Raw genomic sequence first — 23,891 nt, forward strand, 5'->3', positions numbered from 1 at the left:
AAGTTATTAGTCATTTCTGATGAACTGCTTCCCTGTGATGCACAGACTGCCTTTCGTGTTCAGGGTGTAAAGAGGTTTTTGTGAAGAAAGAGCCACTAAACAAAGATAAATCTTTGGCCATTACTTTTAAAATGGTGACAGCAATCATGTTAGGTATGATTATTCTGCTATCTGTTTATATTTACAGTAACTATGTCGTTGCTGCACCCGTACTTCATTTTCCGGATACGTTTCAGTCAGGCGTGGATAGCCGTAATCTCTCTCAGTCTGTGCCAGCACTCAACTCTTCGCACGAAAGTCAGCAGGAGCAAGCCCGACATAATCGGGAATTATCAACCGGGCTTCTTTTCAGCATCTGAAGTGGCAGTATTAAAAGTCACTTGTTGTATCAGCCATTGCCAGTACCGGAGTGCGATGTTGTATGCCACTTATCTTTTCGCCGGTGAGTTGCCCGAAGTTACATGAACCGTCTGATAGGCTGATGAACTTAAAAGCCAGCGTCATCGCTGGCTTTTTGTGTTTTTGTAGAGGATTATTTCAGGATAAAAATTCGATCTACATTGATTTCGCTATAGCCATCATCGCGGTCGATTTCACCGGTAACCCGGACCTTTTTGCCAATCAGATAACGATCGTCATCATCATCGTCGTCATCATCTATATCGACACGAATACGGCCAGTCGAATCTTTTAACCAGTAGTGATCATCATCGGCCCTGCCACTGATAGTCCCTGTGAGCGTAACCTGTCGATCGTCGTGCATCGTTTTCGCCTCTGCAACGGTGACCTCCTGACGAGCATACGCCGAGCCCGAGCTGAGCAAGGTCAGTATCATCCATAATATTTTCTTCATTCTCGTCTCCTTTAACACGCATCTTTTACTGCGTTTATTTTTTAAAAACTAAAGCGGTAGCCGGCGTTCACCTGGCGCTGGTTGAAGCGATTTCCATCAACCATATCGGCCTCGATAAAAAGGGTATGGCTGCTGATTTGCGCGCTGACACCGACACCGTTATTCCAGCCATTGCCTTTAAACGAGAGACGCTCATCTGAGCCATTCAGAGCATACGCAGCGTTACCTTCAAACTCGCGTAAAACACCTGTTTTGAGATAAGTGTTGAGTTTGTAATTGCTCTGATTGACTTCATAACCTGCCAGTACACTTGCTCGTCCCATCATCGATTTATAACTTGAGAGAGTAATATTGAGGCCATTTGACGCCCGTACAGAGGATCCATCCTGATGACCTGCGGTCAGTTGAAGCTGCGGTTCCAGATAAAAACCCGTGAGATCGTCAGAGAAGCTGAATTTTTTCCCTGCTTCGAGTGACCCACTCAGACCCGATGAGACACCATTGCCGGATATGCGGTTATTCTGTGTATCGCTGACATCAAACTGATTCCTCTGACGGTTGAATTTCACTACACCGTCCATATAGAAGCCGGCGTCATTCAACCATGTGCCGTAAATACCAAAATGTTCAGATTTGGTGGTGCCATCGCCAGCCCGATAATGAGGTGAGCCCTCTGTTGCACCCATGAACAAGCCCAGATAGATCGGCATCTCATCTGACAGACGTTTATCTACCCCAAACTGATAGCCTGTGTAGTTCATGCTGAAGTGACTCAGCTTACCATTGGCAAAACCCCTGAATCGGCCATCCATCCCACGCAGCCATACATTTCCGGCCGTTTTCCCCTGACGCACATCTCCCATACGCTGCATCAGCGTCTGCATTTCGGCATAATTCATCAGATAGCCGACATTGAGAAAGTTAGCGCCGGCATTCGCGGTGCTGGTGATGGTTGAATTATTACTTTGTTCTGCTGAGGGGATAGGTATCCCGGCATCCTCAGTTGAAGCAGGCTGGAGAGCGTCACTATCCGCAGGTGTTACGGACTGTTCATCCGCCGGGGGCGTTTCAGGTGCTTTCGGCGATGAGAGCACCCAGTTGTTGCCCTGCTTATTGACCGAATAAACATAGCCGCCCAGTTCAACGTCGGTGTTGCCCCTGAAAGTCGCAATGCCATCGGCAGTTTCAACAACGGTCAGTACTTCATTACCTGTGGTGACGGCACTGCCACGGTTCAGAATGTTCAGACCGTAATTACCTGCGCTGCTTCCCGTCACTACAATCTTGTCACCAATGTTGTTCACACCTTCGCCATCGCCAGCCAGACTGGTACGCAGGGAAAAGTTACCACTACCACTGAGGTTTGCGATGGTGAGAGTGGAGTAGGTTGTATTGTCGGTGGCGGCAGAAAGGTCTACCAGTGAGTTATTTAATGTCAGGTTATCGAGATTAGAAGTTTGACCAACGTTCCATGTGCTGTCGGTAAGGCTAACGTTTAAATGGCCGCCATTTACATTATCGCTGGCGGCGCTACCGGACCAGAGTGAACCCGGCGCTAAGTTAAGATCAATTAGTCCGCCCATCGACATGACACTGCCGGTGATCTCCGCTTTACCTTCGGAAGTGATAACGCCCGGCGCAAAACCTGCGCTGTAAAGGGTGGCAATGGCTACGCCAGCCGGAGAATCCATTTTGATAGAGAGATCGCCTGTCAGGCTGATCTGGCCACCATCCCAGGCTAAAGCACCTGCTGCTGTATCAGGGCCTGTAACGCTGATTCCTTCACCATTGATCATGCCGCCCTGCAGAGACCAGAGGCCCCTGCCAACCATGTTTGAGTTTTTAATCACAACATCTGTGTTTGCCAGGTTGATGACTGCACCTGCCGACTGGGCGGATGCACCATAGCCTACTGACTGAATAGTGTTGCGTTCCTCTTCAGTGCCTGAAAAGTTGACGGTGACGTTATCATCCATCGCAACAATACCGCCCGTCTGTGCTGAAGAGATTACGCTACCTGCGCCGATATTGATCAGGCTATTTTCCCGGGCTGAAATGCCGGGTGACGTCGCGCCGGAGGTACTGATAGTCAGATGATCGGCGACCAGTTTACCCCAGCTCCAGATGCCTGCAGAAATGTCACCGGTGGTGATAATGGTTGAATTGCTGCCCAGATCAACTGAGCCGTTATCCTGAATGTTGATGCCCTGAGAAGCTCTGCCAAGCGTATTAATGGTCAGCGCATCTGCTTTTAGCGTTGCGTCGCCATTACCGGAATCACCGGTCAGCGTATCCACCTGCACAGCATGACTGTTGATACCATTGGTCTGTATATTGCTGCCGTTGCCTAAATCAACGTTCGAGCCGTAACCGCTGACACGCAATGCTATACCGTTGGTGCCCTGAGTACTGATTTGTAATGCGTCGGCCTGCAGTGAGGACTGATTGCTCACAACCACCCCTTCTGCGTAAGCAATACCTGACGCAATCGATGTGACAGAGCTGCCCGATCCTAAATTGGCAGAAACCTGTTTTCCGCTCAACTCAAAAGCGACTGCGGTTATCCCTGAAGCATTGAGCACTAATTTATCAGCAGTAAAGTGACTGCCCGCAGACTGGATGAAAATGCCTTTAGCATAGTGCTCAGCATCTTTCACGGTAACCGTACTGCCTGTACCGGCAGTGATTTCAGCGGCAGTTGCACCTGTTACCAGGATCCCATAATAACCATCGCCAGTTGACTGATCGGCGATCAATGTAGTGCCATCAGCCAGAGTAACATCTCCCCCTCTCTGGCTTCCGACAACAGCAGCAGAACTGACCAGCGGCAACATACCCATTCCGCCAGCCAGCATCATCGCTTTTACGCGTTTATTTCTATCAGGATTTTTATTCATATCAGTAACTCTTCCTTAAGGTTTTATTAAAGGGCTAATAGCCTATGAATAGCGCTAAATAGGCTTGCTACCTCTCACTTCATAATTTGTCTTAGCCCGATACGAATTAAGTGTATTGTTTATTAAATCCATTAATAACAGCATGTTTACTAAAGGTGGCAGGATTATGCAGCGTGGAAGTGAATTGTGTAAAGAGAGTGAAAGTGTGTATCTTTTAGCTTTAGGTTAAAAGGTATGCGGCATTCTGCGGGAATTTTCATTGAAAATTAAGCTTATGAGTTAGCTGTAACTCGGGAGGGTTTGTTATTTATTATTACAGTCATTCTCATTTGAGAGTTATTTATTCTCTCCTGTCCGGAAGTTATCAGATTATCAGAAGCAATACGGCTTGTTCAGAGAGAGTTTAGCGAGTTATTGCTATCATTATTGCACGCTCAGATACACTGCCCGGTTTCAGAAGTGAACTGGCCTAAAAGGTTTTCTGACAAACGTGTGGTTAAGAGCCCCTTAATTAAGACAATTATCGTTATTGCGCGCTGAGTCATAGCCTGGTGAACATGAGAAACGTAGTCTCACCGACCTGAAGTTAATGTTGAGAGAGGGTTAAATGAAAATAGTAAACCGAATAACGGTCTGTTCCCTGATGCTGGCTACTCTGCAAATGAGTGCCTGCACGCCCCATAGTGCTGAATCACCGCGCCTTACAATGCGTAATCCCGCAAGCGAATGGTGTGCTCAGCGTGGCGGACAGCAGGTAGAGGAGGCATCATCGAACGGAAATACACTCTATTGCCTGTTACCATCCGGAGAAAAGATTGAGCAGTGGGCATTGTTTCATCGCGATCACCCGAAATAATCTTCTTGCGATTCGCCAGCCAGCAGGCGGGATGTGAGTGAAGTCTATGAAATTGAAGGTCATTGTTAACTATCACTTTTTGCGTCCAATCCCGTCCGGGTACTGATAAAAACCTCATTCTTTTATTACAGTCTTTTTTCTGTACGCCCTCGGCTTTGTGGCTTCATTCCTGCCCCGGAAAATGAGGCTTAGTCTTGCTATTTCTTATCAGCAGATCTTAAATTTTTTAATCGCATGAATGATTTTGACTGTTATTTAATAAGAGCAATCACAGGTGTGTTTAAGTAAATGCAAATGCATGATGTACGAAAATATTTTCAATCCGAATTAATAAGTTATTTTTTATCAATGTGTGTGCTTGCCAATTTATTTTGATCTCATTTGGCAATAAACCTGATTTTGCTTTTGAGGTTCTTTAAATAATAAATATTCAATCCATTTTGGCAATGGTTTTTTATTATCTTATAATACATATAGTTATCACGGTTTTTGCGCTAACCTCCCTCTTTTTTTTGATCTGAGTCAATTTATATAAAAAAATCAGATTCTGTTACCGATTGTCATAATGATACTATTTAATTAATTAAGGTATTTTCTTAAATAATAAAAGTATCATGAGGGCAATCCATTGAAATATTTTGGAAGCGCAGCGCTATGTTGCACCTTCTTTATTTGCACCAAATCTTATGCGGGCATCATGCTTAACGACATTGATGTTCAGGATTATCGCGATTTTGCAGAAAATCTGGGTAGTTATAATGTGGGTAGAATCAATGCCCCAGTTTATAGAAAAGATGGATCGCAATCTGACTATCTTGATTTTCCCATGCCTGATTTTGGCGGCGTATCTTCTATGGGCTACGCAACGCTTATCTCACCTTCGTATATTGTCAGTGTAAAACACAACTCCGGTTATAAAACGGTGGCATTTGGCAATGGTGCTCAATATGCCACAACCTACAATCTTATCAATCGTAACGAACTCAGCACACAAGATTTCCATGCGCCGCGGTTAAATAAGGTGGTTACGGAGGCTTCGCCTTACAATTACGTGACCAAATCAGACTTTATCGCTAATTATAAATCCCGCTATTCATGGTATACCCGAGTAGGTACCGGTACGCAGGAGCAAATCAATGATGACCAGACTGAGCGTGTCCGGCTGACGGGTGCTTATGACTGGAAGACTGGCGGTACTATCAGCGCAACTAACGTACAAGACATATCTTATAACACCTATCTGCGTTATTACAATTTGGGTCCTGATGATGCTAATACCACGCCTCTTTCAATCGGTGCTAACGCCGGAGATAGCGGCAGCCCGGTATTTGCCTGGGATGACATTGAGCAGCAATGGAAACTCGTCGCGGTTCATGTTGGTTACGACCTGGACAGCGGTCTTTACAAAAAACGTGCAATTGCAGGCTATATCCCGGGTGATTTCATTGCTTCGGTGCAGGCTGCCAATACTTCAGCTGACGTCGTTGATATGGCAGGCAACGGCACGATTTTCTGGGACGATAGTGCAATCACGCAGTACGGCTCCTCCTGGTCATGGGCTGGTCTGGGTTCGGCTTACGCCTCAGTCGCACCCTCTACAGCCACCACTGCAGAACTTGATGCCACCAAAGATCTCCGTTTTAACGGGGCTGGCGGACTGATCACGCTGAATGCAACTATCAATATGGGCGCAGGCAAACTTCAGTTTTCTAACAACTATACCGTGGCTTCAGCCGAGGGTGTGAATGCGACCTGGGCAGGTGGCGGCATCGAAGTTGACGCAGATAAAGAAGTCCTGTGGCAGGTTAATGGATTGGCCAGCGATGCCATGCATAAAATCGGCGCGGGAACACTGCATATCAATGCAACTGGCAAAAACCCGGGTTCACTGAATGTGGGAGAGGGTACGGTTATCCTCGATCAGCAGGCTGATGCTTCAGGCAATAAACAGGCGTTTTCTTCAGTCACTTTAGTGAGTGGCCGGCCAACCGTAGTACTGAATGATGCCACTCAGGTGAGTACAGACCAAATCTTCTTTGGCTATCGTGGTGGCCGATTAGATTTGAATGGCAATGCGCTCAGCTTCAGGAAAATTAATCATACCGACAGTGGCGCTACGCTGGTCAACCACAGTGATACCGCGGCAACGCTGAATATTACAGGCTACACCGCCGCTGACGTTCCCTTTAATACCTTCCAGGGTAGCAATCCCAAAGGCACTCCGGGTTCAATCTATGTCTATAACAACCCCTATACGAAAGATACCGAGTACTTTCAGTTAAATACCTCGTCATACTGGTATTTCCCTACGGATAAATCCTCGACGTCCACCTGGACTTACCTGGGTACTGATGCCGATGAAGCCATTAATCATCGGCTGACGCAGCTAAACATTCAGGTGTTCCGCGGTTTTCTGGGTGAAACGCTGGAGAATGCGCTGAACGGCGTCATGAACGTTAATATTTTGCCACGCAACGCCACGGCTATTACCGCACTCACCGGTGGTATGAATCTGAATGGTAATCTGGATGTTGCCAGCGGTACTGTAGTCCTTTCTGGGCAGCCAGTTCCACATGCAGGTGGCGTTGTCGTTGATGACGACTGGAACACCTCACTGTTCAAAGCCGATCAGATCAATGTTGGCACCGGTGCGCATTTCCAGGTGGGAGAATACGCGGGTGTCAAAGCAAATATTGTCGCCGCTGAATCAGCAACCCTCTCTCTGGGCTATAACGACAGCACTCAGGCAGGGGAGAAGAGCTGGCGCTGCTATTCTGCGATCTATTCTGATGATGTTTCCTGCAGTCAGCCGGTGCGCAACGCGGATGATCTCGCGCTGTTACCCGCCAGCGAAGTGGAAGGGGACGTTCAGCTTGCAAACAACGCCTCACTTTATCTGGGCAAGGTTAATTATCAGGGGGCGGTGACTTCTACCGGTAGCAGCCTGATGACGCTGGATGCTAATGCGAACTGGACCATGACTGGCAACAGTAATGTCACCTCACTACTGGCGCAACGTGGATCAACACTTTCGATGGTTCCTTCAGGCAGCTGGAGCGCTAAAACGCTGAGCGTTGATTCACTGGATGCGACCGGATTGAATCTGATGTTAGGCGTCAAACCATCAACGCTGGAGAGCGACAAACTGATTGTAAAAAACTCGGTGCGTGGTGGCGATAACCTGCTGGATGTAAGCCTGTTAGTGAGCAGCGAAGAGCAGGTTGCGCTAACCCAGGATCTGGTGATGGTTGATGCACCAGTCGGCACGTCGCACAGCTATTTCTCTTTTGCAGACAGCTATAGCGGATTCAGTGTTTACACGCCAAATTATCAGGTGAAAGAAGATAACGACCGCGTGCTGTGGGTGCTCGAAAGTAATAAATCGGCTGAACCAGAACCCGCACCGGAAGTGACGCCTGAGCCAGAACCGACGCCCGCACCGGAAGTGACGCCTGAGCCAGAACCAACGCCCGCACCGGAAGTGACGCCTGAACCAGAACCGACGCCCGCGCCGGAAGTGACGCCTGAGCCAGAACCAACGCCCGCACCGGAAGTGACGCCTGAACCAGAACCGACGCCCGCACCGGAAGTGACGCCTGAACCAGAACCGACGCCGGAAGTAACACCTGAGCCAGTAACACCTGCTGAAAACCCGGTGGATGATAGTACTGCTGATCAGGCTGCTGCTGAGAAAGCAAAAACCGAAGCCGATGCAAAAGCGAAAGCAGAGGCCGAAGCTGAAGAAAAAGCGAAAGAGGAGGCCGCGAAAGCTGAAGATGAAGCCAAAAAACCGGCGTTTAACCCGGATGACTGGTTCTCTGTTTACGACAACCTGCCACTAATCCAGCGTACACGAGCCTTACTCGCCTCGCGGCAGTACATTTTCAGTGAAACGGTCAGCCAGTTGCATAACCGCACCGACAGTCTGCGCGCCTCGCCAGAAAGTAGCGGTTCATGGGCAACCATTGAGCAGAGGAAAGGACGTTTTCTGGGTCTGAATACTAACCAGCAGACGCTGAATGTGGGCTGGGATACCCGCAGCGACACGCAAACAGTCGGTTTCAGTGCCAGCTATACCCAGGGCGAAGTCAAAGATGGAGGGAGTGAAAAACATCGACTGGCCACGGTTGGCGCCTATTATTCATGGCAGTCTGATGCCGGATGGTTTGTTGATGCTGCCAGTCGCTATATGTATCTGAACCAGGAGCTAACGCTGGATCCTGCCCTGCATATCAACGGCATTAAAAAGGATAGTCAGATGCTGGCAGGAAGTCTGCGGACGGGATATCAGTTCGGTCTGGCTGACGATACGCTGTTTATTTCACCCTACGTGGGAGTCAGCGGTGGCATCATGTCAGGTTACACCCTGAAAGGAGAGGATGCAGAAGTGGCGTTGAGCTCAGCGACGCCTTACTTCACGACCACCGGCATTATGGCGCAGAAGCGCGGTCTGGGTGTGTGGCTGCCAAACGTGAACCTGAGCGCGAGCATTGAGTATCAATATTCGCCGGGTAAAAACGGCTCAACCACGACGCTTTCAGACCGTCAGTCGAATCGCCAATACAGCGCCTGGTCTGACAACCGCTATCGCAGCAGCGTGGGTCTGCAGGGTGTCATTACGCCTGACCTCTCACTCATCGCGAAAGTCGATACCAGTTTTGGTGGTGAGTTTAAAACGGATTACAGCGGTCAGGTCGGTTTCGCCTGGCACTTCTGATATCGTTCAACAACAGAGCATCACTGTTATAAAGCGTGATGCTCTGTTTATTAACGCACGGTATCATTCAGCAGTAATCTTCAGAAATATATTATCTGAAATCGTTATTAATGAGATACAGGAACGTTAACGCCTGAACATTAATTTAACGTCATTAATCCAGACACCAGTTTCACTGGATTAGCATACCAGTCGCCACACTTCAGCAGGCACTTCGCTATAGGTCTCATTCATTATCAACTCGGCTTTGCGATGATCATATGCGCCTTCAAATGATGAGAGATCGTCAGAAGGAAGTTTTTTTCGCATATAACTTGTCACTATATCGAGAATATCGGTTGATGGGCAGTTTCTTAATTTATTCAGATAATAGATCTTATTCATAATTTTTGCTGAATTTAACCTGTTAAAATGGGCTTATGCGCGGTCTTAACTTTATCTAAGCTGACTCGCTATGATATCGATGCTGTCAGGAGAAATAATTAAGATCCTGACAACAGATATACGTGTATCCTTACGCACTGGATGCGTTCAGATGCACAATGTTGCATCTGACGCTTCACTTACCCGGCTAAGCGGAAGGTTAATAAATCAGTATTGCCACCTTGAAATGTTCATAACTTAATGAATTTATTTTTATTTTTTCGTGTGGCTCTGCCGTAATCCCATATCAGATTGAAAAGATATGCATAGACCAGAAAAAAGATCACCAGTCCACACTCCAGTTTCAGCGCTTCGGGTAGCGTAATATCCAGCCACCATGCTGCAAATGGGATCAACACTAATAAAATACCGGCTTCAAACAGAACGGCATGGAGGCATCTCATTCGCCAGTCTTTTTTAAATCCTGTTCTTAGCTGAACACTGTCAAATATCAGGTTGAACAGATAGTTCCAGCCCATAGCCAGCGTTGATGAGATTATAGTTAAAAGTGCCGATTGCGCAGGCGCTGCAGAAGCCCAGCTAATCAGGATAATAAAAACCAGCACATTAGCAGCAAATTCGAAAATAACCGCGTGCAGTACTCTCTCTGTAGTGGTACGTACCGGAGATAAATAGTGTTCCAAACCAGACTCTCATTAATCAGCCAGGCGCCATTGCTGGTGCAGGAAATTTCAGGATAACCGTCTCGTCAACACAGTTTTAAAAAAGGTCTGCAAGTTGCCCTGTCTTAAACGGATGAGAATTTAGCATCGCACCCGCAGAAAGTGAAAACGTAACGCGACTCCGCCATTAAAAACCCAGCCATGCTTGATATTTATCAAATATTATACAAAACGTGCTTTATCAGTTACCCGGCTTCGCGTATCAGCATCACCATTGCTCATTTTGCTCAGCTCTCCAGGGCCAGGGAGGCTAAGCTGATAGGTTTTTTCGTTGCAACGCAGTGTCGGTCTGCTGGACTCGAGGCGATGATAGCAACTCTGGATTGGAATGAAGCATTAAAACCAAAATCTGAACATATATAGATTTATATTTTAATATTTACATTAAATCTAGTTTTTAAGTCTGATTGATAGCGGTGTTTACCGTTCTGTAGCTCTTGCTGATTCAGGCGAACAGGGAAAAGATGATGCTGTTTAAAGTTAAAAGCGCGTTATCCACTGGGCCCTCCCGAGGGCATTCATCAGATCTCATCAGCGTAACCTCCACAACAAAAAATCCTTGCTCTCACGGGATATTGTGACCTGACGGTTTACTCATATCGAGTTCTCGGCGGTATAAATCATAAAGTCCACTTTCCCGCTGACATACTCATCGGGTTTCTCTCCCTGCTCCAGATAAGTCAGCATCAGCTGCAGCGCAAGCTGGGCATGCTGCCGGGTGTTTTGATCCAGTGTCAGCGCAACGCTCTGCTGCGCCATCAGCGTGCGGGTGGTGGCGTAAAGCTCATGAGTAATCCAGATGCACTGATTCAGCCGACGATGTCGTGCCAGAGCCTGCCCGATCTCGGTATTCCCCAGGCCGGTGTTATAAATGCCCTGCAGATGACCGCTCTGAACCAGCTGCTTCTCCAGCAACTTACTGAGGGTGTCGCGATTTTCCTGGGCGGCCAGAACTTCACGTAACTGAAGATGGGGAAACCGACTGGTTATCAGGTCACGAAACCCTTCAATACGCTGACGATGCGCGCTGTAATCCCGGTGCCCACTGACCATCAACACCTCACCGGGCTGATGCAGCATTTTGCCCATCAGCTGAGCGGCTGTACGTCCTGCCTGCAACTGATTGATCCCCACATGACAGAGCCGGGCGGCACCAGGTAAATCGGTGACCAGCGAGATCACCGGTACGCCACGCGCCTGGCAATGGTCCAGCGCCTCATAGATCGCCGGATGTTCATGGGCAAAAACGATCAGCCCATCACGCGTCTCACCGCCCTGCCTGATAAGCTTTGCCAGTCGTTCTGGCTGAGCCTCGGGGACAAAAGTGCGGCGCAGCGTTAACCGGCGATAGCCCAGATGCGAGGCGACCTCAGTAAAATCCTGTGCCAGCTGCTTAAAGAAAAACGAATCGTTGCTGCTCAGCAGTAGTTCTATCTGCCATGGATGACGATGCTCCTCAGGCAGGATACGCTTCAGCCCGACCTCACGGGCTGCCTGCAGCACCCTGTGAACCGTCTCCGGCGCGACGCCGCCACGTTCATTGAGCACCCGATCCACGGTTGCCAGTCCCACACCTGCCCGTCGGGCGACCTCTTTCAGCGACATATCGATCTCCTGTGAGGTAAACACCTCAAAACACCGTGCCGCTAGTGTAAAACGCAGCGTTATCCTGCAGATGCAGCTTTCTGCCGGACTATGATGGAGTTCAAATAAATGAATAAAAAGCAACGTGTTGCCCTGCTGGGGTGTGGCTTTATTGGTGAAGTTCATGCCGCGAATCTTCAGGCGCATCCTGGGGTTGAACTGGTATGGGTTGCGGATGCGGATCCCGCGCGCGCCGCCGACTTTGCGACCCGCTTTGATGCCCGGGCCGCGTCTGTCACCGAGGCGATAAATGATGGGCAGATTGATATGGTGCTGATCGCCAGCGCGACACCGACCCATGCTAATTTGCTGGAAGCCGCAGCCCGCGCCGGTAAAGCAATCTACTGTGAAAAACCAGTCGATCTCTCTCTTGAGCGGGCCCGTTCAGCCGTGGCTAATGTTCTCCCCTACAACGTGCCGGTCACAGTAGGGTTTAATCGCCGTTTTGATGTCAGCCATCAGCAGCTGAAGCAACAACTCCGCCAGGGGCGGATCGGCCCGGCGGAACTGATTCAGATGGTCTGCCGCTCCTCAGCCATGCCGCCGCTGGCCTATCTTCAGGCGTCCGGCGGGCAGATGCGCGATCAGGCTATCCACTTTTTTGACCTGCTGCGCTGGCTGACTGAAGAGGAGGTGACAGAGGTGGCAGCGATGGGTGCAGCGCTGGCTCTGCCCTCGATCAGCGAATTTGACGACGTGGACACCAGCACGCTGCTATTACGGCTGCAGGGCGGGGCGCTGGCACAGCTCGATAATGCCCGCCGCACCGGCTATGGCTACGATGAACGCATCAGCGTGATGGGACCGCTCGGGATGCTGGAATCAGCCTCTCAGCCACAGCGTGGCGTCAGCTGCTATCAGGGTGCGCAGATTCAGCAGCCAGGCTTGTTGCCCGACTGGTTCAGCCGGGTGCAGCCAACTTATTATGCTCATCTGGATGCGTTTATCCGATCGCTGAACGGTGAGCAGATTGACGATCTGCCGGGCTTAGAGGATGGATTGAAAGCCCAGGCGATTGCGGAAGCTGCGGTGAACTCCCTGGCGGAACGGCGTTTCTGTGCGGTGGAAAAACTGCTGTTCTGATTCAGCGTGACACCCTGGCAAAAAATAATTTTATTTTTATCGAATAGAAACCGGCGCTGAGTTGTTTACCGTACAGCGCCGCGCTAGCGGACTGCATCCGGTGGGTTTTATCGCCTGCCTCACAGACCCGATAAGGATAAATTATGACAACGCGTTCTGGTTTTTCTCTGCTTGCCGTTCCGGCACTACTGCTGATGCTGCACTCTCCGCTGAGTGTGGCGATGGGCGACAATGACAGTGATAAAAAGACGCCTGACTGCCCCAAAGGTCAGGTCTATGACAGTCACACTAAAAGTTGTGTGCCTGAGAAGACCAGCAAGCTGAGTGATGACGATAAAACCCGCTACGCCTGGCATCTGGCGAAAAAGGGCGAATATCAGGCGGCGCTCAACCTGCTGGATACGCTGAAAAATCAGGATACCCGCGAAGCCTGGAACTATCGTGGTTACGCCACCCGTAAACTGGGCCGCACGGACGAGGGCATTGGCTATTATCAGCGCGCCATTGCACTTGATCCCCGTTACGCTAAAGTGCGTGAATATCTGGGCGAAGCCTGGATGATCAAAGGGCGTGCGGATCTGGCGCGTGAACAGTTAAAAACCATTGCCGGGATTTGTGGCACAGAGTGCGAGGAGTACCGCGATCTGCAGGCCGCGATCAATGGCCACCCCGAGGTCTGATGCGGCAGGGAGGAGCGAAAAATCACTCACAGTGACATCCGTCAGCACCTTGCGGAACATCTGACGCGGCTCTGGCGTTACGGCTATGTGCTGTCACACAACCGTGACATGGCAGAAGAGCTGGTGCAGTCAACCTGCGTACGCGCGCTGGAACGCAGCGCGCAGTTCACGCCGGGCACGCGCATTGATCGATGGCTTTTTTCGATCCTTCACTCCATCTGGGCCAGTGATTTACGGGCGCGAAAGGTGCGGCAGGGACAGGGATTTGTGGATCCCGATGCGCTGCTGGCCGCAGATAACCACGTCACCAGCGACGAAAACCGCCATTTCCAGCGCATTATGCTACAGGTTAACGCCTTACCCGAGGCGCAGCGTAATGCACTTTTTCTGGTGTATGTCGAAGGTCTGACCTATCAGGAGGCGGCAGAGACGCTCTCGGTTCCGATTGGCACGATTATGAGCCGTCTGGCCGCCGCACGTGCCACGCTGGCCAGACAGCCGGCGACCTCGCCCGCACCGCAGGAGAAACGGAGATGAACAGGGAAACTTTTACGCCACCGTGGCGCGATGAGGCAATCGTTGCCTGGCTGGATGGTGAGATGACGCCACAGGAAGCCGTGCAGTTTGAGCAGGCGATGGCAGGGGATCCCGAACTGGCGGCACGGGTTGAGCATTTACAGCAAAGTAATCTCGATTTTGAACAGGCTTTTGCGCCGCTTCTGGAACAGGCACCGCAGGCCAGAATGGCACAGCAACTGGCAGCCATCACGGCACCAGAGTCAATGCCAGTCAAAGGCTACAGCCGTCGGGCACTGATTGCTGCGTCTGTCAGCTTTTTGCTGGTGGGCAGTGGCATTGGTTTCCTGGCAAGACCGGAAGATGATGAGAAAGATGAAAGCCAGAATATCCGCGATCTGGAGGCGCGTTATATGTCGCTCTACAGTGCTGAAACGCTGGCCGATACGCCTGATGACGCCGCCATATTGCAGAAGGGGCTGGACCGTACCCGACTCGATTTAGGATTGCAGCTGCATCCGCAGCAACTCAGCCTGCCAGGAGCTGAACTGAAAATGGTGCGGATCCTGCGCTACGAAAGGACGTCGATTGCACAAATCGCCTGGCTGCATGCTGATTATGGCCCGATGGCGCTCTGTATCTCGCCTGCGCCGGATAACGCGAATCCCATCGCCCGTGAAAAGCGCCATGGCATGCAGCTGGCCTGGTGGAAGCGTGACGGCTATCAGTATGTGCTGATTGGCCGCAACCCACCGGCCCAGCTGGCGTCCACAGCGGAAACATTGCAGACAGCACTCGGTTAATCCGGCGGACCCTTCAGCGGTTACCGCTACAGCGGCTGTCTGCCCTGCGCGGCAATGGCCAGCGCAATGTTGACGCGATCATCAACCACCCCGACCAGCCGATCCATTCCGAAGGCTGAGCGGGAGATGGCGGTGGTGGCATGCAGCGCCAGCGAGCCTGAAGCCGGATCAATTGTCTTTCCGCTGTCCAGCGAGGCCAGCATCACGACTGGCCGGCTGACATTTTTAACCGTCAGCACACCAAAAATACGGTAATTCCCGCCACCCAGTGAGGCCACGCGACTGCTGACAAAGTGAATATTTGGGTAATGCTCTGCATCAAAAAACAGATTACTTTTCAGTTGCCAGGTTAACAGGCTGTTCGAGGCCACCAGCGTCCCTACCGGAATAGTCACTTCAATACGATCGTCACGGTCTTCATCAGGATTGAGTGTCACTGTGCCGGTCACACCCTGCAGTCTGGCCTGTGAAAATTCGTGACCAAAGGCGCGCCATGAAAGGCCTATCGACGTTTTATCGGGGGTAATGGCATAGGTTACCGGCGCGGCGTAAAGCACCGGGCTGAGCAGGGCTAACAGAGTGCATAAACAGGCGGCACGCATCATCACTATTTTCTCTTTTTTAGGCAGACCCAACGTTAACGCCTGAAACCGCGATCTTATTCACTTTTTTTAGCACTGTTTTTACCTTACAGGCACAGATAATCTGTCAGATATTAACTGACTGTCACCTGAGATTCACCAAAGGACAAAGATTATTGTAAGGGCAGAATATTAATAACAAACAATATTAAGAATACATTAAGAAGGCTTTATTAATCTGTGTTTTTACTGGAATCGGCGTGGCGCTATTTTTTACCGATGTGAGGCTGTGATTTGCAGGCTGAATTTAGCCTATAAATATCAGTGTGTTAATTTTCATATTAAAAGTTTTCGTCTGATGGATGAGCTCGTTTCTGTGCTCATTACAGGAGAATTCTGCTGTTTTTAAACAAAATATCAATAAATCAAAAAGAGTAGTGGTCAGGGTGATTATTACTTCTTTAATAGTGAACTTTTCCGGAAATGATCAGCTTACTCCTGCCTGATTTTATTGTAATTAACACGCTTCATTTAATGTTCAGTTAACTTTCATGCGGTAGTTTGTATTAGCAGTCCGGTAACCTTAATTCCATAAAGGGAAAATAGGGTGTCGATAGCACCCTGGCCGACTGTTAGTCATTCGTTATTTCAATTCTTTTCCGGCGTTGTGCCTGATTAACAACGCGCGACAGCTTATGGGTTTGATCTGCAGGAGTTTTAGCATGGATTTTTTGCCATTTTCCCGGCCTTCATTCGGTGATGAAGAGCTGGCTGCTGTTAAAGCGGTATTTGACTCTGGCTGGATAACGACCGGGGCAAAATGCGCCGAACTGGAGCAGGCCTTTGTTCAGCTGACCGGTAACCAGCACGCCATCGCAGTAAGCTCTGCCACTGCCGGAATGCATGTCACGCTGATGGCGATGGGGATCGGGCCTGGCGATGAGGTGATCACGCCGTCCATGACCTGGGTCTCTACCCTGAACCTGATCACGCTGCTGGGTGCCACGCCGGTGATGATTGATGTGGATCCCGACAACCTGATGGTGACGCCGGAACGGATAGCGCAGGCGATTACGTCCCGCACCCGCGCCATTATTCCGGTGCATTACGCTGGTGCACCTGCCGATCTCGCGCCAATCTATCAACTGGCTCAACAGCATGGCATCGCCATCATTGAAGACGCGGCTCACGCCGTGGGCACCACTTATCATCAAAAACCGATCGGGCAGCGCGGTACGGCGATTTTCTCTTTCCACGCCATCAAAAATATCACCTGCGCGGAAGGAGGGCTGGTGGTGACCGATGACGCCGCTCTCGCAGATCGTATACGCAGCCTGAAATTTCATGGCCTGGCGGTGGATGCGTTTGATCGTCAGACCCAGGGACGTCTGCCGCAGGCGGAAGTCATGATGCCGGGCTTTAAATACAATCTGCCCGATATCAGCGCGGCGATTGCGCTGGTGCAGTTACAGAAACTGCCGGGCTTTATTGCCCGCCGACGTGAGATTGCTGAACGCTATCTTGAAGCGCTGCGCACGCTGCCGTTCACGCCGCTGTCACTGCCCGCCTGGCCACATCAGCATGCGTGGCACCTGTTTATTATACGCATCGATGAACAGCGCTGTGGTCTTTCGCGTGATGCCTTTATGCAGGCACTGAAGACGCGGGATATTGGCAGCGGTCTGCATTTCCGTGCGGCGCATACCCATAAATATTATCGCGAGCACTATCCCGATTTACGTCTTCCCGCCAGTGAACTTAACAGCCAGCAGATGTGTTCGATTCCACTGTTTCCGTCAATGACGGATCAGGATGTCGAACGTGTGATTCAGGCTTTACATGACATTGCCGGGGCCTGAGATGCGCGATATCAAACCGATCAATATGCTCTCGGTGGTCATCCCTGTCTATAACGAGCAGGAGAGTCTGCCTGAGCTGCTTCAGCGCACCTGCGCCGCCTGTGACTCAATTAAGATTGAGTATGAAATTCTGCTGGTGGATGACGGCAGCAGCGATCGTTCTGCCGAACTGATTGAACAGGCCGCCACGGCTCCCGGCAGCCGGATAACCGGCGTGCTGCTCAACCGCAACTACGGTCAGCATTCCGCCATCATGGCCGGATTCAGCCAGGTCCGTGGCGATCTGATTATTACGCTGGATGCCGATCTGCAGAACCCGCCGGAAGAGATCCCGCGGCTGGTTGACGCCGCGCGTGAGGGTTATGACGTGGTGGGTACCGTCCGACAGCAGCGACAGGACACCTGGTTCCGTCGTAAAGCCTCACGCACGCTCAACCGGCTGATTCAGCGGGTCACCGGCAAAGCGATGGGCGATTACGGCTGCATGCTGCGTGCCTATCGTCGCCACATCGTCGAGGCGATGCTCAACTGTCACGAGCGCAGCACTTTTATTCCGATTCTGGCCAACACCTTTGCCCGACACACCATTGAGCTGCCGGTCATCCACGCCGAGCGCGCCTTTGGCGATTCGAAATACAGCTTTATGCGCCTGATTAACCTGATGTACGACCTGGTGACCTGTCTGACCACCACGCCGCTGCGATTGCTCAGCGTGGTCGGCAGCCTGATTGCGCTCTCAGGCTTCGCCTTCTCTTTAGTGTTGATCGTGTTGCGACTCTTTTTTGGTGCGGCCTGGGCGGGTGACGGCGTCTTCGTGTTGTTCGCCGTGCTGTTCATGTTTATCGGCGCCCAGTTTGTGGGTATGGGACTGCTCGGGGAGTACATCGGGCGCATTTACAACGACGTTCGGGCGCGTCCGCGCTATTTCGTTCAACGCATTGTTCAGGCTCCAGAAGAGCCTTCAGTACAGGATAATCAATCATGAAGACCGTTGTTTTCGCCTATCACGACATGGGCTGTGTCGGCATCAATGCGCTGCTGAGTGCAGGCTATGAGATTACCGCCATTTTTACTCACAACGATGTGGCGACCGAAAACCACTTTTTCGGCTCAGTCGCCCGTCTGGCGGCAGAGCATGGCATTCCGGTCTATGCACCCGACGAGGCGAATCACCCGATCTGGCTTGACCGTATCCGCACTATGGCGCCAGAGATGATCTTCTCCTTCTACTATCGCCATCTGCTGAGCGATGAGATCCTGCAATGCGCCCCAAAGGGTGCTTTTAACCTGCACGGCTCGCTGCTGCCAAAATATCGCGGCCGGGCACCGCTGAACTGGGCGCTGGTCAACGGCGAGAATGAAACGGGCGTTACGCTACATCGCATGGTGAAGCGCGCGGATGCCGGTAATATTCTGGCGCAGCAGAAAGTCGCTATTGAAGATCAGGACAACGCGCTGACGCTGCATCGTAAACTAACCCAGGCTGCAGAGCAGTTGCTCGGCGACGTTTTACCTCGCCTGCGCGAGGGTGAAGTGAGTGAGTGGCCACAGGATGAAAGTCAGGCGACACGGGTAGATCGTCGCACGGCTGAAGATGGCCGCATTGACTGGAATCAGCCTGCTCAGACGATTCACAATCTGGTCAGAGCGGTAACCGATCCCTGGCCTGGCGCATTCGCCTTTGCCGGTTCGGTTAAATTTATTGTCTGGAAGAGCCGGGTTCATCCGCAGCAGCATCAGGCAAAGCCAGGGACGGTACTCTCTAAGCAGCCATTCCTGATCGCCTGTGGCGAAGGCGCGCTGGAAATCCAGACCGGCCAGTCCGAGCATGGCGTTTACATGAATGGCAGCCAGCTGGCGCAGAGTCTGGGCATCGTCCCTGGCGCACTGCTCTATTCAAAACCGCAGTCGGCGCTGCAACGTCGTACCCGCGTGCTGATCCTTGGCGTTAACGGCTTTATCGGTAATCATCTCACTGAGCGTTTGTTACAGGATGAGCATTTCGAGGTCTATGGCCTGGATATCAGTTCAGACGCGATCAGCCGCTTCCTGGATCATCCGCGCTTCCATTTCGTCGAAGGGGATATCGCTATCCATTCCGAATGGATTGAGTATCACATCAAAAAATGCGACGTCATTCTGCCGCTGGTGGCCATCGCCACGCCGATTGAGTACACCCGCAATCCACTGCGCGTGTTTGAACTCGATTTCGAAGAGAACCTGAAAATCATTCGCGACTGCGTGAAGTATCAGAAACGCATCATTTTCCCATCCACTTCAGAAGTCTACGGCATGTGTACCGATGACAGCTTCGATGAGGATTGCTCTAATCTGGTCGTCGGGCCGATCAACAAACAGCGCTGGATCTACTCGGTATCCAAACAGCTGCTGGACCGCGTTATCTGGGCCTACGGCGAAAAAGAGGGGCTGCGTTTTACCCTGTTCCGTCCGTTCAACTGGATGGGACCACGTCTGGATAACCTTAATGCAGCACGCATCGGCAGTTCCCGCGCGATCACTCAGCTCATCCTTAACCTGGTAGAAGGTTCGCCCATTAAGCTGATCGACGGCGGCAAACAGAAGCGCTGCTTTACTGATATTCAGGATGGCGTTGAGGCGCTATTCCGCATTATCGAAAACAAACAGCTGAATTGTGATGGTCAGATCATCAATATCGGTAATCCGGACAACGAAGCCAGTATTAAAGAGCTGGCAGAGCAGCTGCTGGCCAGCTTTGAGCGTCATCCGCTGCGCAGTCAGTTCCCGCCGTTTGCCGGTTTCCGCGAGGTAGAAAGCAGCAGCTACTACGGCAAAGGCTATCAGGATGTGGAACACCGTAAACCGGCTATCCGCAATGCGCGTCGCTTACTCGGCTGGACCCCGACCGTGACGATGGATGTCACTATCGACAACACGCTCGACTTCTTCCTGCGCACCGTTGAGCCACAGGCTGATAAGTGATGAAGAAGATCGGTCTGCGGATTGACGTAGATACCTGGCGCGGCACGAAGCAGGGCGTGCCGGCGCTGCTTGAGCTGTTCCGGCGCCATGCGGTGCGGGGCAGTTTTTTCTTCAGCGTGGGACCAGACAACATGGGCCGCCATCTCTGGCGGCTGGTGAAACCGGCGTTTCTTATGAAGATGCTGCGCTCCCGCGCCGCATCGCTCTATGGCTGGGACATCCTGCTCGCCGGAACGGCCTGGCCGGGAAAGCAGATGGGACGGGGATTGCGGCATATCATTCAGGACGCCACTCGTCAGCACGAAGTCGGTCTGCACGCCTGGGACCACTTTGCCTGGCAGACCTGGGCCGGCGTCTGGCCGCAGGATAAGCTGGTTGAGCAGATAGCACGCGGCACCGAAACGCTGAGTGAGATACTCGGTCATCCTGTCAGCTGTTCGGCCGTCGCGGGCTGGCGAGCCGATGGCCGGGTGATCGCCGCCAAACAGGACTTTGGCTTTCACTACAACAGCGACTGTCGCGGCAGCGGCCCGTTCCGGCCCATGTTGCCGGATGGACAGATCGGTACCGTACAGATTCCGGTAACGTTGCCCACATGGGATGAAGTGGTTGGCCGCGAGGTCAGCGCAGAAGGCTATAACGACTACATTCTGGCGAAAATGCTCTCTTCTGACGATGGGGCGGTATACACCGTGCATGCCGAAGTCGAAGGGATTATCGGCTACCCGGACTTTGACCAGCTGCTGGCTGCTGTGGCCCGTCACGGCATTCAGTTCTGTCCGTTAAGCGAGCTGCTGCCCGACGATCTGAGTACCTTGCCGGTGGGCAGGGTAGTCAGAGGCGAAATCCCCGGACGCGAAGGGTGGCTGGGCTGCCAGAAACTGACTGAAGAGGCGAACTAGTGCGGATACATAACAACACGAAGTGGCTACTTTTTTTCAGCTTTTTTATTCTCTATTACCTGCTTCCGCCCATGTTCCGCGACCTCTGGCAACCGGATGAGACCCGTTATGCGGAGATCAGCCGGGAGATGCTGACAACCGGTAACTGGGTGACGCCACACTTTTTTGGCCTGCGCTATTTTGAAAAACCGATTGCCGGCTACTGGGTCAACTCGCTGGGTCAGTGGCTGTTTGGCCACAACAACTTTGGTGTGCGGGCGGGATCGATATTCTCCACGGCGATGACCGCCGTGCTGATCTACTGGCTCGGCAGGCGGCTGTTTGGTTCGGCACGCACGGCTGCCGTCGGCACGATTATTTTCCTTAGTTCGCTGCTGGTTTATGCTGTCGGCACCTATGCGGTGCTCGATCCGATGCTGATGCTCTGGCTGGCGGCCGCGATGTGCAGCTTCTGGCTGGCGACGGAGGCCAGCGGACGCGCCGGGCGGGCGGGCGGCTATCTGCTGCTTGGCCTCGCCTGCGGCATGGGGTTTATGACCAAAGGCTTTCTGGCGCTGGCAGTGCCGGTGCTGGCTATTCTGCCGTGGGCGATCTGGCGGCAGCGACTGCGCGAACTGCTCTGCTTCGGACCGCTGGCGCTGCTCTCAGCCGCGGCGATCAGCGCACCCTGGGCGCTGGCGATCTATCATCAGGCACCGGATTTCTGGCACTACTTCTTCTGGGTTGAGCATATCCAGCGCTTTGCCGAGGACAATGCCCAGCACAAAGCGCCTTTCTGGTATTACCTGCCGGTTCTGCTGCTGGGAACGCTGCCGTGGCTGGCGCTGTTACCGGGCGCATTGATGACCGGCTGGCGCGAGCGTCAGCAGCATCCCGGCGCGCTCTATCTGCTGAGCTGGACGGTGATGCCGCTGCTGTTTTTCAGCCTGGCAAAAGGCAAGCTGCCAACCTATATCCTGCCCTGTTTTGTGCCGCTGTCGCTGCTGATGGCGCACTATGGCCTGAACGCCGCGCAGCGGGCAGGGCGCGCATTAACAGTCAATGGCTGGCTCAACCTGATTTTCGGCATCATTACTCTGGCAACGGTCGTGCTGGTGCTCGCTCCCTGGAGCGTGACGCATCATCCGCTGTTCACCACGCATGAGATGCTGAAACTTGCGCTGGGGGCACTGGCATTTCTCATCTGGGGGCTGGTGGGCGCATATAGCTGCCGCTCTGCACAACGTCGCTGGCTGGCGGCCGCGCTTTGCCCGCTGGGCGTCGCCCTGTTTATTGGCACGGCAACCCCGGATAAAATCCGCGATGCCAAACAGCCGCAGCGCTTTGTCTCGACGATTAGCCAGCGTCTGGCCTCAAGTCACTTTATCCTGGCGGACAATCCCGGCGTGGCATCTGCCGCAGCCTGGCATCTGCAACGCAGCGATATCGGCTTCTATGACACCAAAGGAGAGCTGGAATATGGGCTGAGCTACCCGGATGCGCAATCCCGCTTTGTCTCTCAGGCGGACTTCGGCGGCTGGCTTGCCGATCATCGCCGTACAGGAAGCGTATCACTGCTGTTGCTGGTTGATTCAGTACACAGTGATATCGGCGAGGATGTTCCGGTGCCGGACGCCGTCTATCGCCAGGGCAGGCTGGTCTGCCTCTATTACAGTCAGACGAAGTGATGCTGCTGCTGATTGTACTGGTCAGTCTGCTCAGCTGCAGTGCGCAACTGTGCCAGAAACAGGCGACCCACGCGGCATCGCGCCGGGTCCGCTTAAGCTGGATTGGGGTGAGCGTGCTGTTGCTGGGTGTTGCGATGCTTCTCTGGCTGCTGGTGCTGCAGCGGGTGCCTGTCAGCCAGGCCTATCCGATGCTGAGCCTTAACTTTATTTTCGTTGCGCTGGCAGGACGCATCCTCTGGCGCGAGCGCCTGACGCTGCGCCAGATCGCCGGCACGCTACTGGTGGTGACGGGTGTGGCGCTGATGGCGAGCCAGCTATGAAAGGATATGGATGGGTCACATGCAGCGTGCTGCTGGTCTCAGCGGCACAGCTGATGATGCGCTGGGCGATGCCGCGTCTGCCCGATGCCAGCAGCATAACGTCGCTGCCTGCTGTTGCCCTGCTGCCCGCCTTGCTGCTGCTGGCCGGGCTGGGCGCTTATGGTGTTTCGATGCTCTGCTGGATTCGGGCGCTGCGCTATTTTCCGCTGAACCGCGTCTATCCGCTGCTCAGCCTCAGTTATGTGCTGGTGTGGCTGGTGGCTGTCTGTTTGCCAGTATTCCATGAGGCGTTCAGCTGGCACAGCCTGGCGGGCGTAGTGATTATTGTCATCGGCCTGCTGTGTATCGTGGTTAAGCCCTGATTTAAGAATGACGTTGGCGTTTGCGCATCAACTACGCTTTTTACTGGCCTTTTCGGGCAGCGAGTAACTCTCGCGGCATTAAAG

The 23,891-nt window shown here is 52.3% G+C and carries 20 protein-coding genes; 14 read left to right on the forward strand and 6 right to left on the reverse strand.

The features are described from left to right. Window positions 1–80 precede the first annotated feature (80 nt). On the forward strand, window positions 81–359 hold the full coding sequence (locus FOV68_RS21215) for a hypothetical protein (RefSeq protein WP_143991506.1): 279 nt from the start codon (window positions 81–83) through the stop codon (window positions 357–359). A 173-nt stretch (window positions 360–532) separates the two neighbouring features. On the opposite strand, the gene FOV68_RS21220 is transcribed toward FOV68_RS21215, so the two are convergent. Continuing rightward, window positions 533–853, reverse strand: a complete 321-nt coding sequence (locus FOV68_RS21220; protein WP_109653701.1) for a NirD/YgiW/YdeI family stress tolerance protein — start codon at window positions 851–853, stop codon at window positions 533–535. A gap of 41 nt (window positions 854–894) precedes the next feature. Beyond that, window positions 895–3,750 carry an autotransporter outer membrane beta-barrel domain-containing protein gene (locus tag FOV68_RS21225; RefSeq protein ID WP_143991507.1) on the reverse strand — a complete coding sequence of 952 codons (2,856 nt, stop codon included), beginning with the start codon at window positions 3,748–3,750 and terminating at the stop codon, window positions 895–897. 706 nt (window positions 3,751–4,456) lie between these two features. Between FOV68_RS21225 and FOV68_RS24450 the strand changes: the two genes are divergently transcribed. Both FOV68_RS24450 and FOV68_RS21235 read left to right on the forward strand, forming a co-directional pair. Then, window positions 4,457–4,606: a DUF333 domain-containing protein gene (locus FOV68_RS24450; RefSeq protein ID WP_242462236.1), complete on the forward strand. Its 150-nt coding sequence runs from the start codon at window positions 4,457–4,459 to the stop codon at window positions 4,604–4,606. 697 nt (window positions 4,607–5,303) lie between these two features. Continuing rightward, the gene (locus FOV68_RS21235) at window positions 5,304–9,323 is read left to right on the forward strand and encodes a S6 family peptidase (RefSeq protein ID WP_143991509.1); all 4,020 of its coding nucleotides are present in this window, start codon (window positions 5,304–5,306) and stop codon (window positions 9,321–9,323) included. A gap of 180 nt (window positions 9,324–9,503) precedes the next feature. Here the strand turns inward: FOV68_RS21235 and FOV68_RS21240 are convergent, their stop codons facing one another. The 3 genes from FOV68_RS21240 to FOV68_RS21250 form a co-directional block, all read right to left on the reverse strand. Continuing rightward, window positions 9,504–9,707, reverse strand: coding sequence for an Hha/YmoA family nucleoid-associated regulatory protein (locus FOV68_RS21240; protein ID WP_031593862.1), 204 nt, complete (start codon window positions 9,705–9,707; stop codon window positions 9,504–9,506). Window positions 9,708–9,937: 230 nt separating this feature from the next. Then, on the reverse strand, window positions 9,938–10,390 hold the full coding sequence (locus tag FOV68_RS21245; protein ID WP_143991510.1) for a PACE efflux transporter: 453 nt from the start codon (window positions 10,388–10,390) through the stop codon (window positions 9,938–9,940). Between the two features lie 633 nt (window positions 10,391–11,023). Continuing rightward, window positions 11,024–12,034 carry a LacI family DNA-binding transcriptional regulator gene (locus FOV68_RS21250; RefSeq protein WP_031593860.1) on the reverse strand — a complete coding sequence of 337 codons (1,011 nt, stop codon included), beginning with the start codon at window positions 12,032–12,034 and terminating at the stop codon, window positions 11,024–11,026. 108 nt (window positions 12,035–12,142) lie between these two features. On the opposite strand from FOV68_RS21250, the gene FOV68_RS21255 reads away from it, so the two are divergent. From FOV68_RS21255 to FOV68_RS21270, 4 genes are all read left to right on the forward strand, one after another. Continuing rightward, window positions 12,143–13,156 (forward strand): Gfo/Idh/MocA family oxidoreductase, encoded by a 1,014-nt coding sequence (locus FOV68_RS21255; protein WP_039392324.1) that lies wholly within the window; start codon window positions 12,143–12,145, stop codon window positions 13,154–13,156. Window positions 13,157–13,299: 143 nt separating this feature from the next. After that, window positions 13,300–13,836, forward strand: a complete 537-nt coding sequence (locus tag FOV68_RS21260) for a tetratricopeptide repeat protein (RefSeq protein WP_134161922.1) — start codon at window positions 13,300–13,302, stop codon at window positions 13,834–13,836. A gap of 87 nt (window positions 13,837–13,923) precedes the next feature. Continuing rightward, window positions 13,924–14,373 carry a sigma-70 family RNA polymerase sigma factor gene (locus FOV68_RS21265; protein ID WP_039392320.1) on the forward strand — a complete coding sequence of 150 codons (450 nt, stop codon included), beginning with the start codon at window positions 13,924–13,926 and terminating at the stop codon, window positions 14,371–14,373. Then, window positions 14,370–15,155 (forward strand): anti-sigma factor, encoded by a 786-nt coding sequence (locus FOV68_RS21270; protein WP_039392318.1) that lies wholly within the window; start codon window positions 14,370–14,372, stop codon window positions 15,153–15,155. Before FOV68_RS21265 ends, FOV68_RS21270 begins: the two co-directional genes overlap by 4 nt. A 26-nt stretch (window positions 15,156–15,181) precedes the next feature. On the opposite strand, the gene FOV68_RS21275 is transcribed toward FOV68_RS21270, so the two are convergent. Next, entirely contained in the window at window positions 15,182–15,760 is a 579-nt protein-coding gene (locus FOV68_RS21275) for a YceI family protein (RefSeq protein ID WP_031593855.1), read from the reverse strand. Window positions 15,761–16,458: 698 nt separating this feature from the next. Here FOV68_RS21275 and arnB point away from each other — a divergent pair. Genes arnB through arnF form a run of 7 tightly spaced genes read left to right on the forward strand, consistent with a single transcriptional unit; the run spans window position 16,459 to window position 23,807 of the window. After that, window positions 16,459–17,595, forward strand: a complete 1,137-nt coding sequence (arnB, locus tag FOV68_RS21280; RefSeq protein ID WP_109653720.1) for a UDP-4-amino-4-deoxy-L-arabinose aminotransferase — start codon at window positions 16,459–16,461, stop codon at window positions 17,593–17,595. Window position 17,596: 1 nt separating this feature from the next. Then, complete coding sequence (gene arnC, locus FOV68_RS21285; protein ID WP_064703463.1) at window positions 17,597–18,580, forward strand: undecaprenyl-phosphate 4-deoxy-4-formamido-L-arabinose transferase; 984 nt, start codon at window positions 17,597–17,599, stop codon at window positions 18,578–18,580. After that, on the forward strand, window positions 18,577–20,556 hold the full coding sequence (gene arnA, locus FOV68_RS21290; RefSeq protein ID WP_039392312.1) for a bifunctional UDP-4-amino-4-deoxy-L-arabinose formyltransferase/UDP-glucuronic acid oxidase ArnA: 1,980 nt from the start codon (window positions 18,577–18,579) through the stop codon (window positions 20,554–20,556). Before arnC ends, arnA begins: the two co-directional genes overlap by 4 nt. Beyond that, a complete protein-coding gene (gene arnD / locus FOV68_RS21295; RefSeq protein ID WP_143991511.1) occupies window positions 20,556–21,458 on the forward strand; it encodes a 4-deoxy-4-formamido-L-arabinose-phosphoundecaprenol deformylase in 903 nt (300 codons plus the stop codon). The genes arnA and arnD overlap by 1 nt, the downstream gene beginning before the upstream one ends. Continuing rightward, a complete protein-coding gene (gene arnT / locus FOV68_RS21300; protein ID WP_143991512.1) occupies window positions 21,458–23,125 on the forward strand; it encodes a lipid IV(A) 4-amino-4-deoxy-L-arabinosyltransferase in 1,668 nt (555 codons plus the stop codon). Before arnD ends, arnT begins: the two co-directional genes overlap by 1 nt. Then, window positions 23,125–23,445 carry a 4-amino-4-deoxy-L-arabinose-phosphoundecaprenol flippase subunit ArnE gene (arnE, locus tag FOV68_RS21305; protein ID WP_022624286.1) on the forward strand — a complete coding sequence of 107 codons (321 nt, stop codon included), beginning with the start codon at window positions 23,125–23,127 and terminating at the stop codon, window positions 23,443–23,445. The genes arnT and arnE overlap by 1 nt, the downstream gene beginning before the upstream one ends. Further along, window positions 23,442–23,807: a 4-amino-4-deoxy-L-arabinose-phosphoundecaprenol flippase subunit ArnF gene (gene arnF / locus FOV68_RS21310; protein WP_039392304.1), complete on the forward strand. Its 366-nt coding sequence runs from the start codon at window positions 23,442–23,444 to the stop codon at window positions 23,805–23,807. The genes arnE and arnF overlap by 4 nt, the downstream gene beginning before the upstream one ends. The last annotated feature ends 84 nt before the right edge of the window (window positions 23,808–23,891 follow it).

The organism is Pantoea sp. paga (assembly GCF_007558755.1).
Lineage (GTDB): Bacteria > Pseudomonadota > Gammaproteobacteria > Enterobacterales > Enterobacteriaceae > Pantoea > Pantoea agglomerans.

Coding starts and splice junctions, on each gene's coding strand:
- FOV68_RS21220 (WP_109653701.1), bottom strand. CDS start 853: ATGAAGAAAATATTATGGATGATACTGACCTTGCTCAGCTCGGGCTCG.
- FOV68_RS21225 (WP_143991507.1), bottom strand. CDS start 3,750: ATGAATAAAAATCCTGATAGAAATAAACGCGTAAAAGCGATGATGCTG.
- FOV68_RS24450 (WP_242462236.1), top strand. CDS start 4,457: ATGCGTAATCCCGCAAGCGAATGGTGTGCTCAGCGTGGCGGACAGCAG.
- FOV68_RS21235 (WP_143991509.1), top strand. CDS start 5,304: ATGCTTAACGACATTGATGTTCAGGATTATCGCGATTTTGCAGAAAAT.
- FOV68_RS21240 (WP_031593862.1), bottom strand. CDS start 9,707: ATGAATAAGATCTATTATCTGAATAAATTAAGAAACTGCCCATCAACC.
- FOV68_RS21250 (WP_031593860.1), bottom strand. CDS start 12,034: ATGTCGCTGAAAGAGGTCGCCCGACGGGCAGGTGTGGGACTGGCAACC.
- FOV68_RS21255 (WP_039392324.1), top strand. CDS start 12,143: ATGAATAAAAAGCAACGTGTTGCCCTGCTGGGGTGTGGCTTTATTGGT.
- FOV68_RS21260 (WP_134161922.1), top strand. CDS start 13,300: ATGACAACGCGTTCTGGTTTTTCTCTGCTTGCCGTTCCGGCACTACTG.
- FOV68_RS21270 (WP_039392318.1), top strand. CDS start 14,370: ATGAACAGGGAAACTTTTACGCCACCGTGGCGCGATGAGGCAATCGTT.
- FOV68_RS21275 (WP_031593855.1), bottom strand. CDS start 15,760: ATGATGCGTGCCGCCTGTTTATGCACTCTGTTAGCCCTGCTCAGCCCG.
- arnB (WP_109653720.1), top strand. CDS start 16,459: ATGGATTTTTTGCCATTTTCCCGGCCTTCATTCGGTGATGAAGAGCTG.
- arnC (WP_064703463.1), top strand. CDS start 17,597: ATGCGCGATATCAAACCGATCAATATGCTCTCGGTGGTCATCCCTGTC.
- arnA (WP_039392312.1), top strand. CDS start 18,577: ATGAAGACCGTTGTTTTCGCCTATCACGACATGGGCTGTGTCGGCATC.
- arnD (WP_143991511.1), top strand. CDS start 20,556: ATGAAGAAGATCGGTCTGCGGATTGACGTAGATACCTGGCGCGGCACG.
- arnE (WP_022624286.1), top strand. CDS start 23,125: ATGCTGCTGCTGATTGTACTGGTCAGTCTGCTCAGCTGCAGTGCGCAA.
- arnF (WP_039392304.1), top strand. CDS start 23,442: ATGAAAGGATATGGATGGGTCACATGCAGCGTGCTGCTGGTCTCAGCG.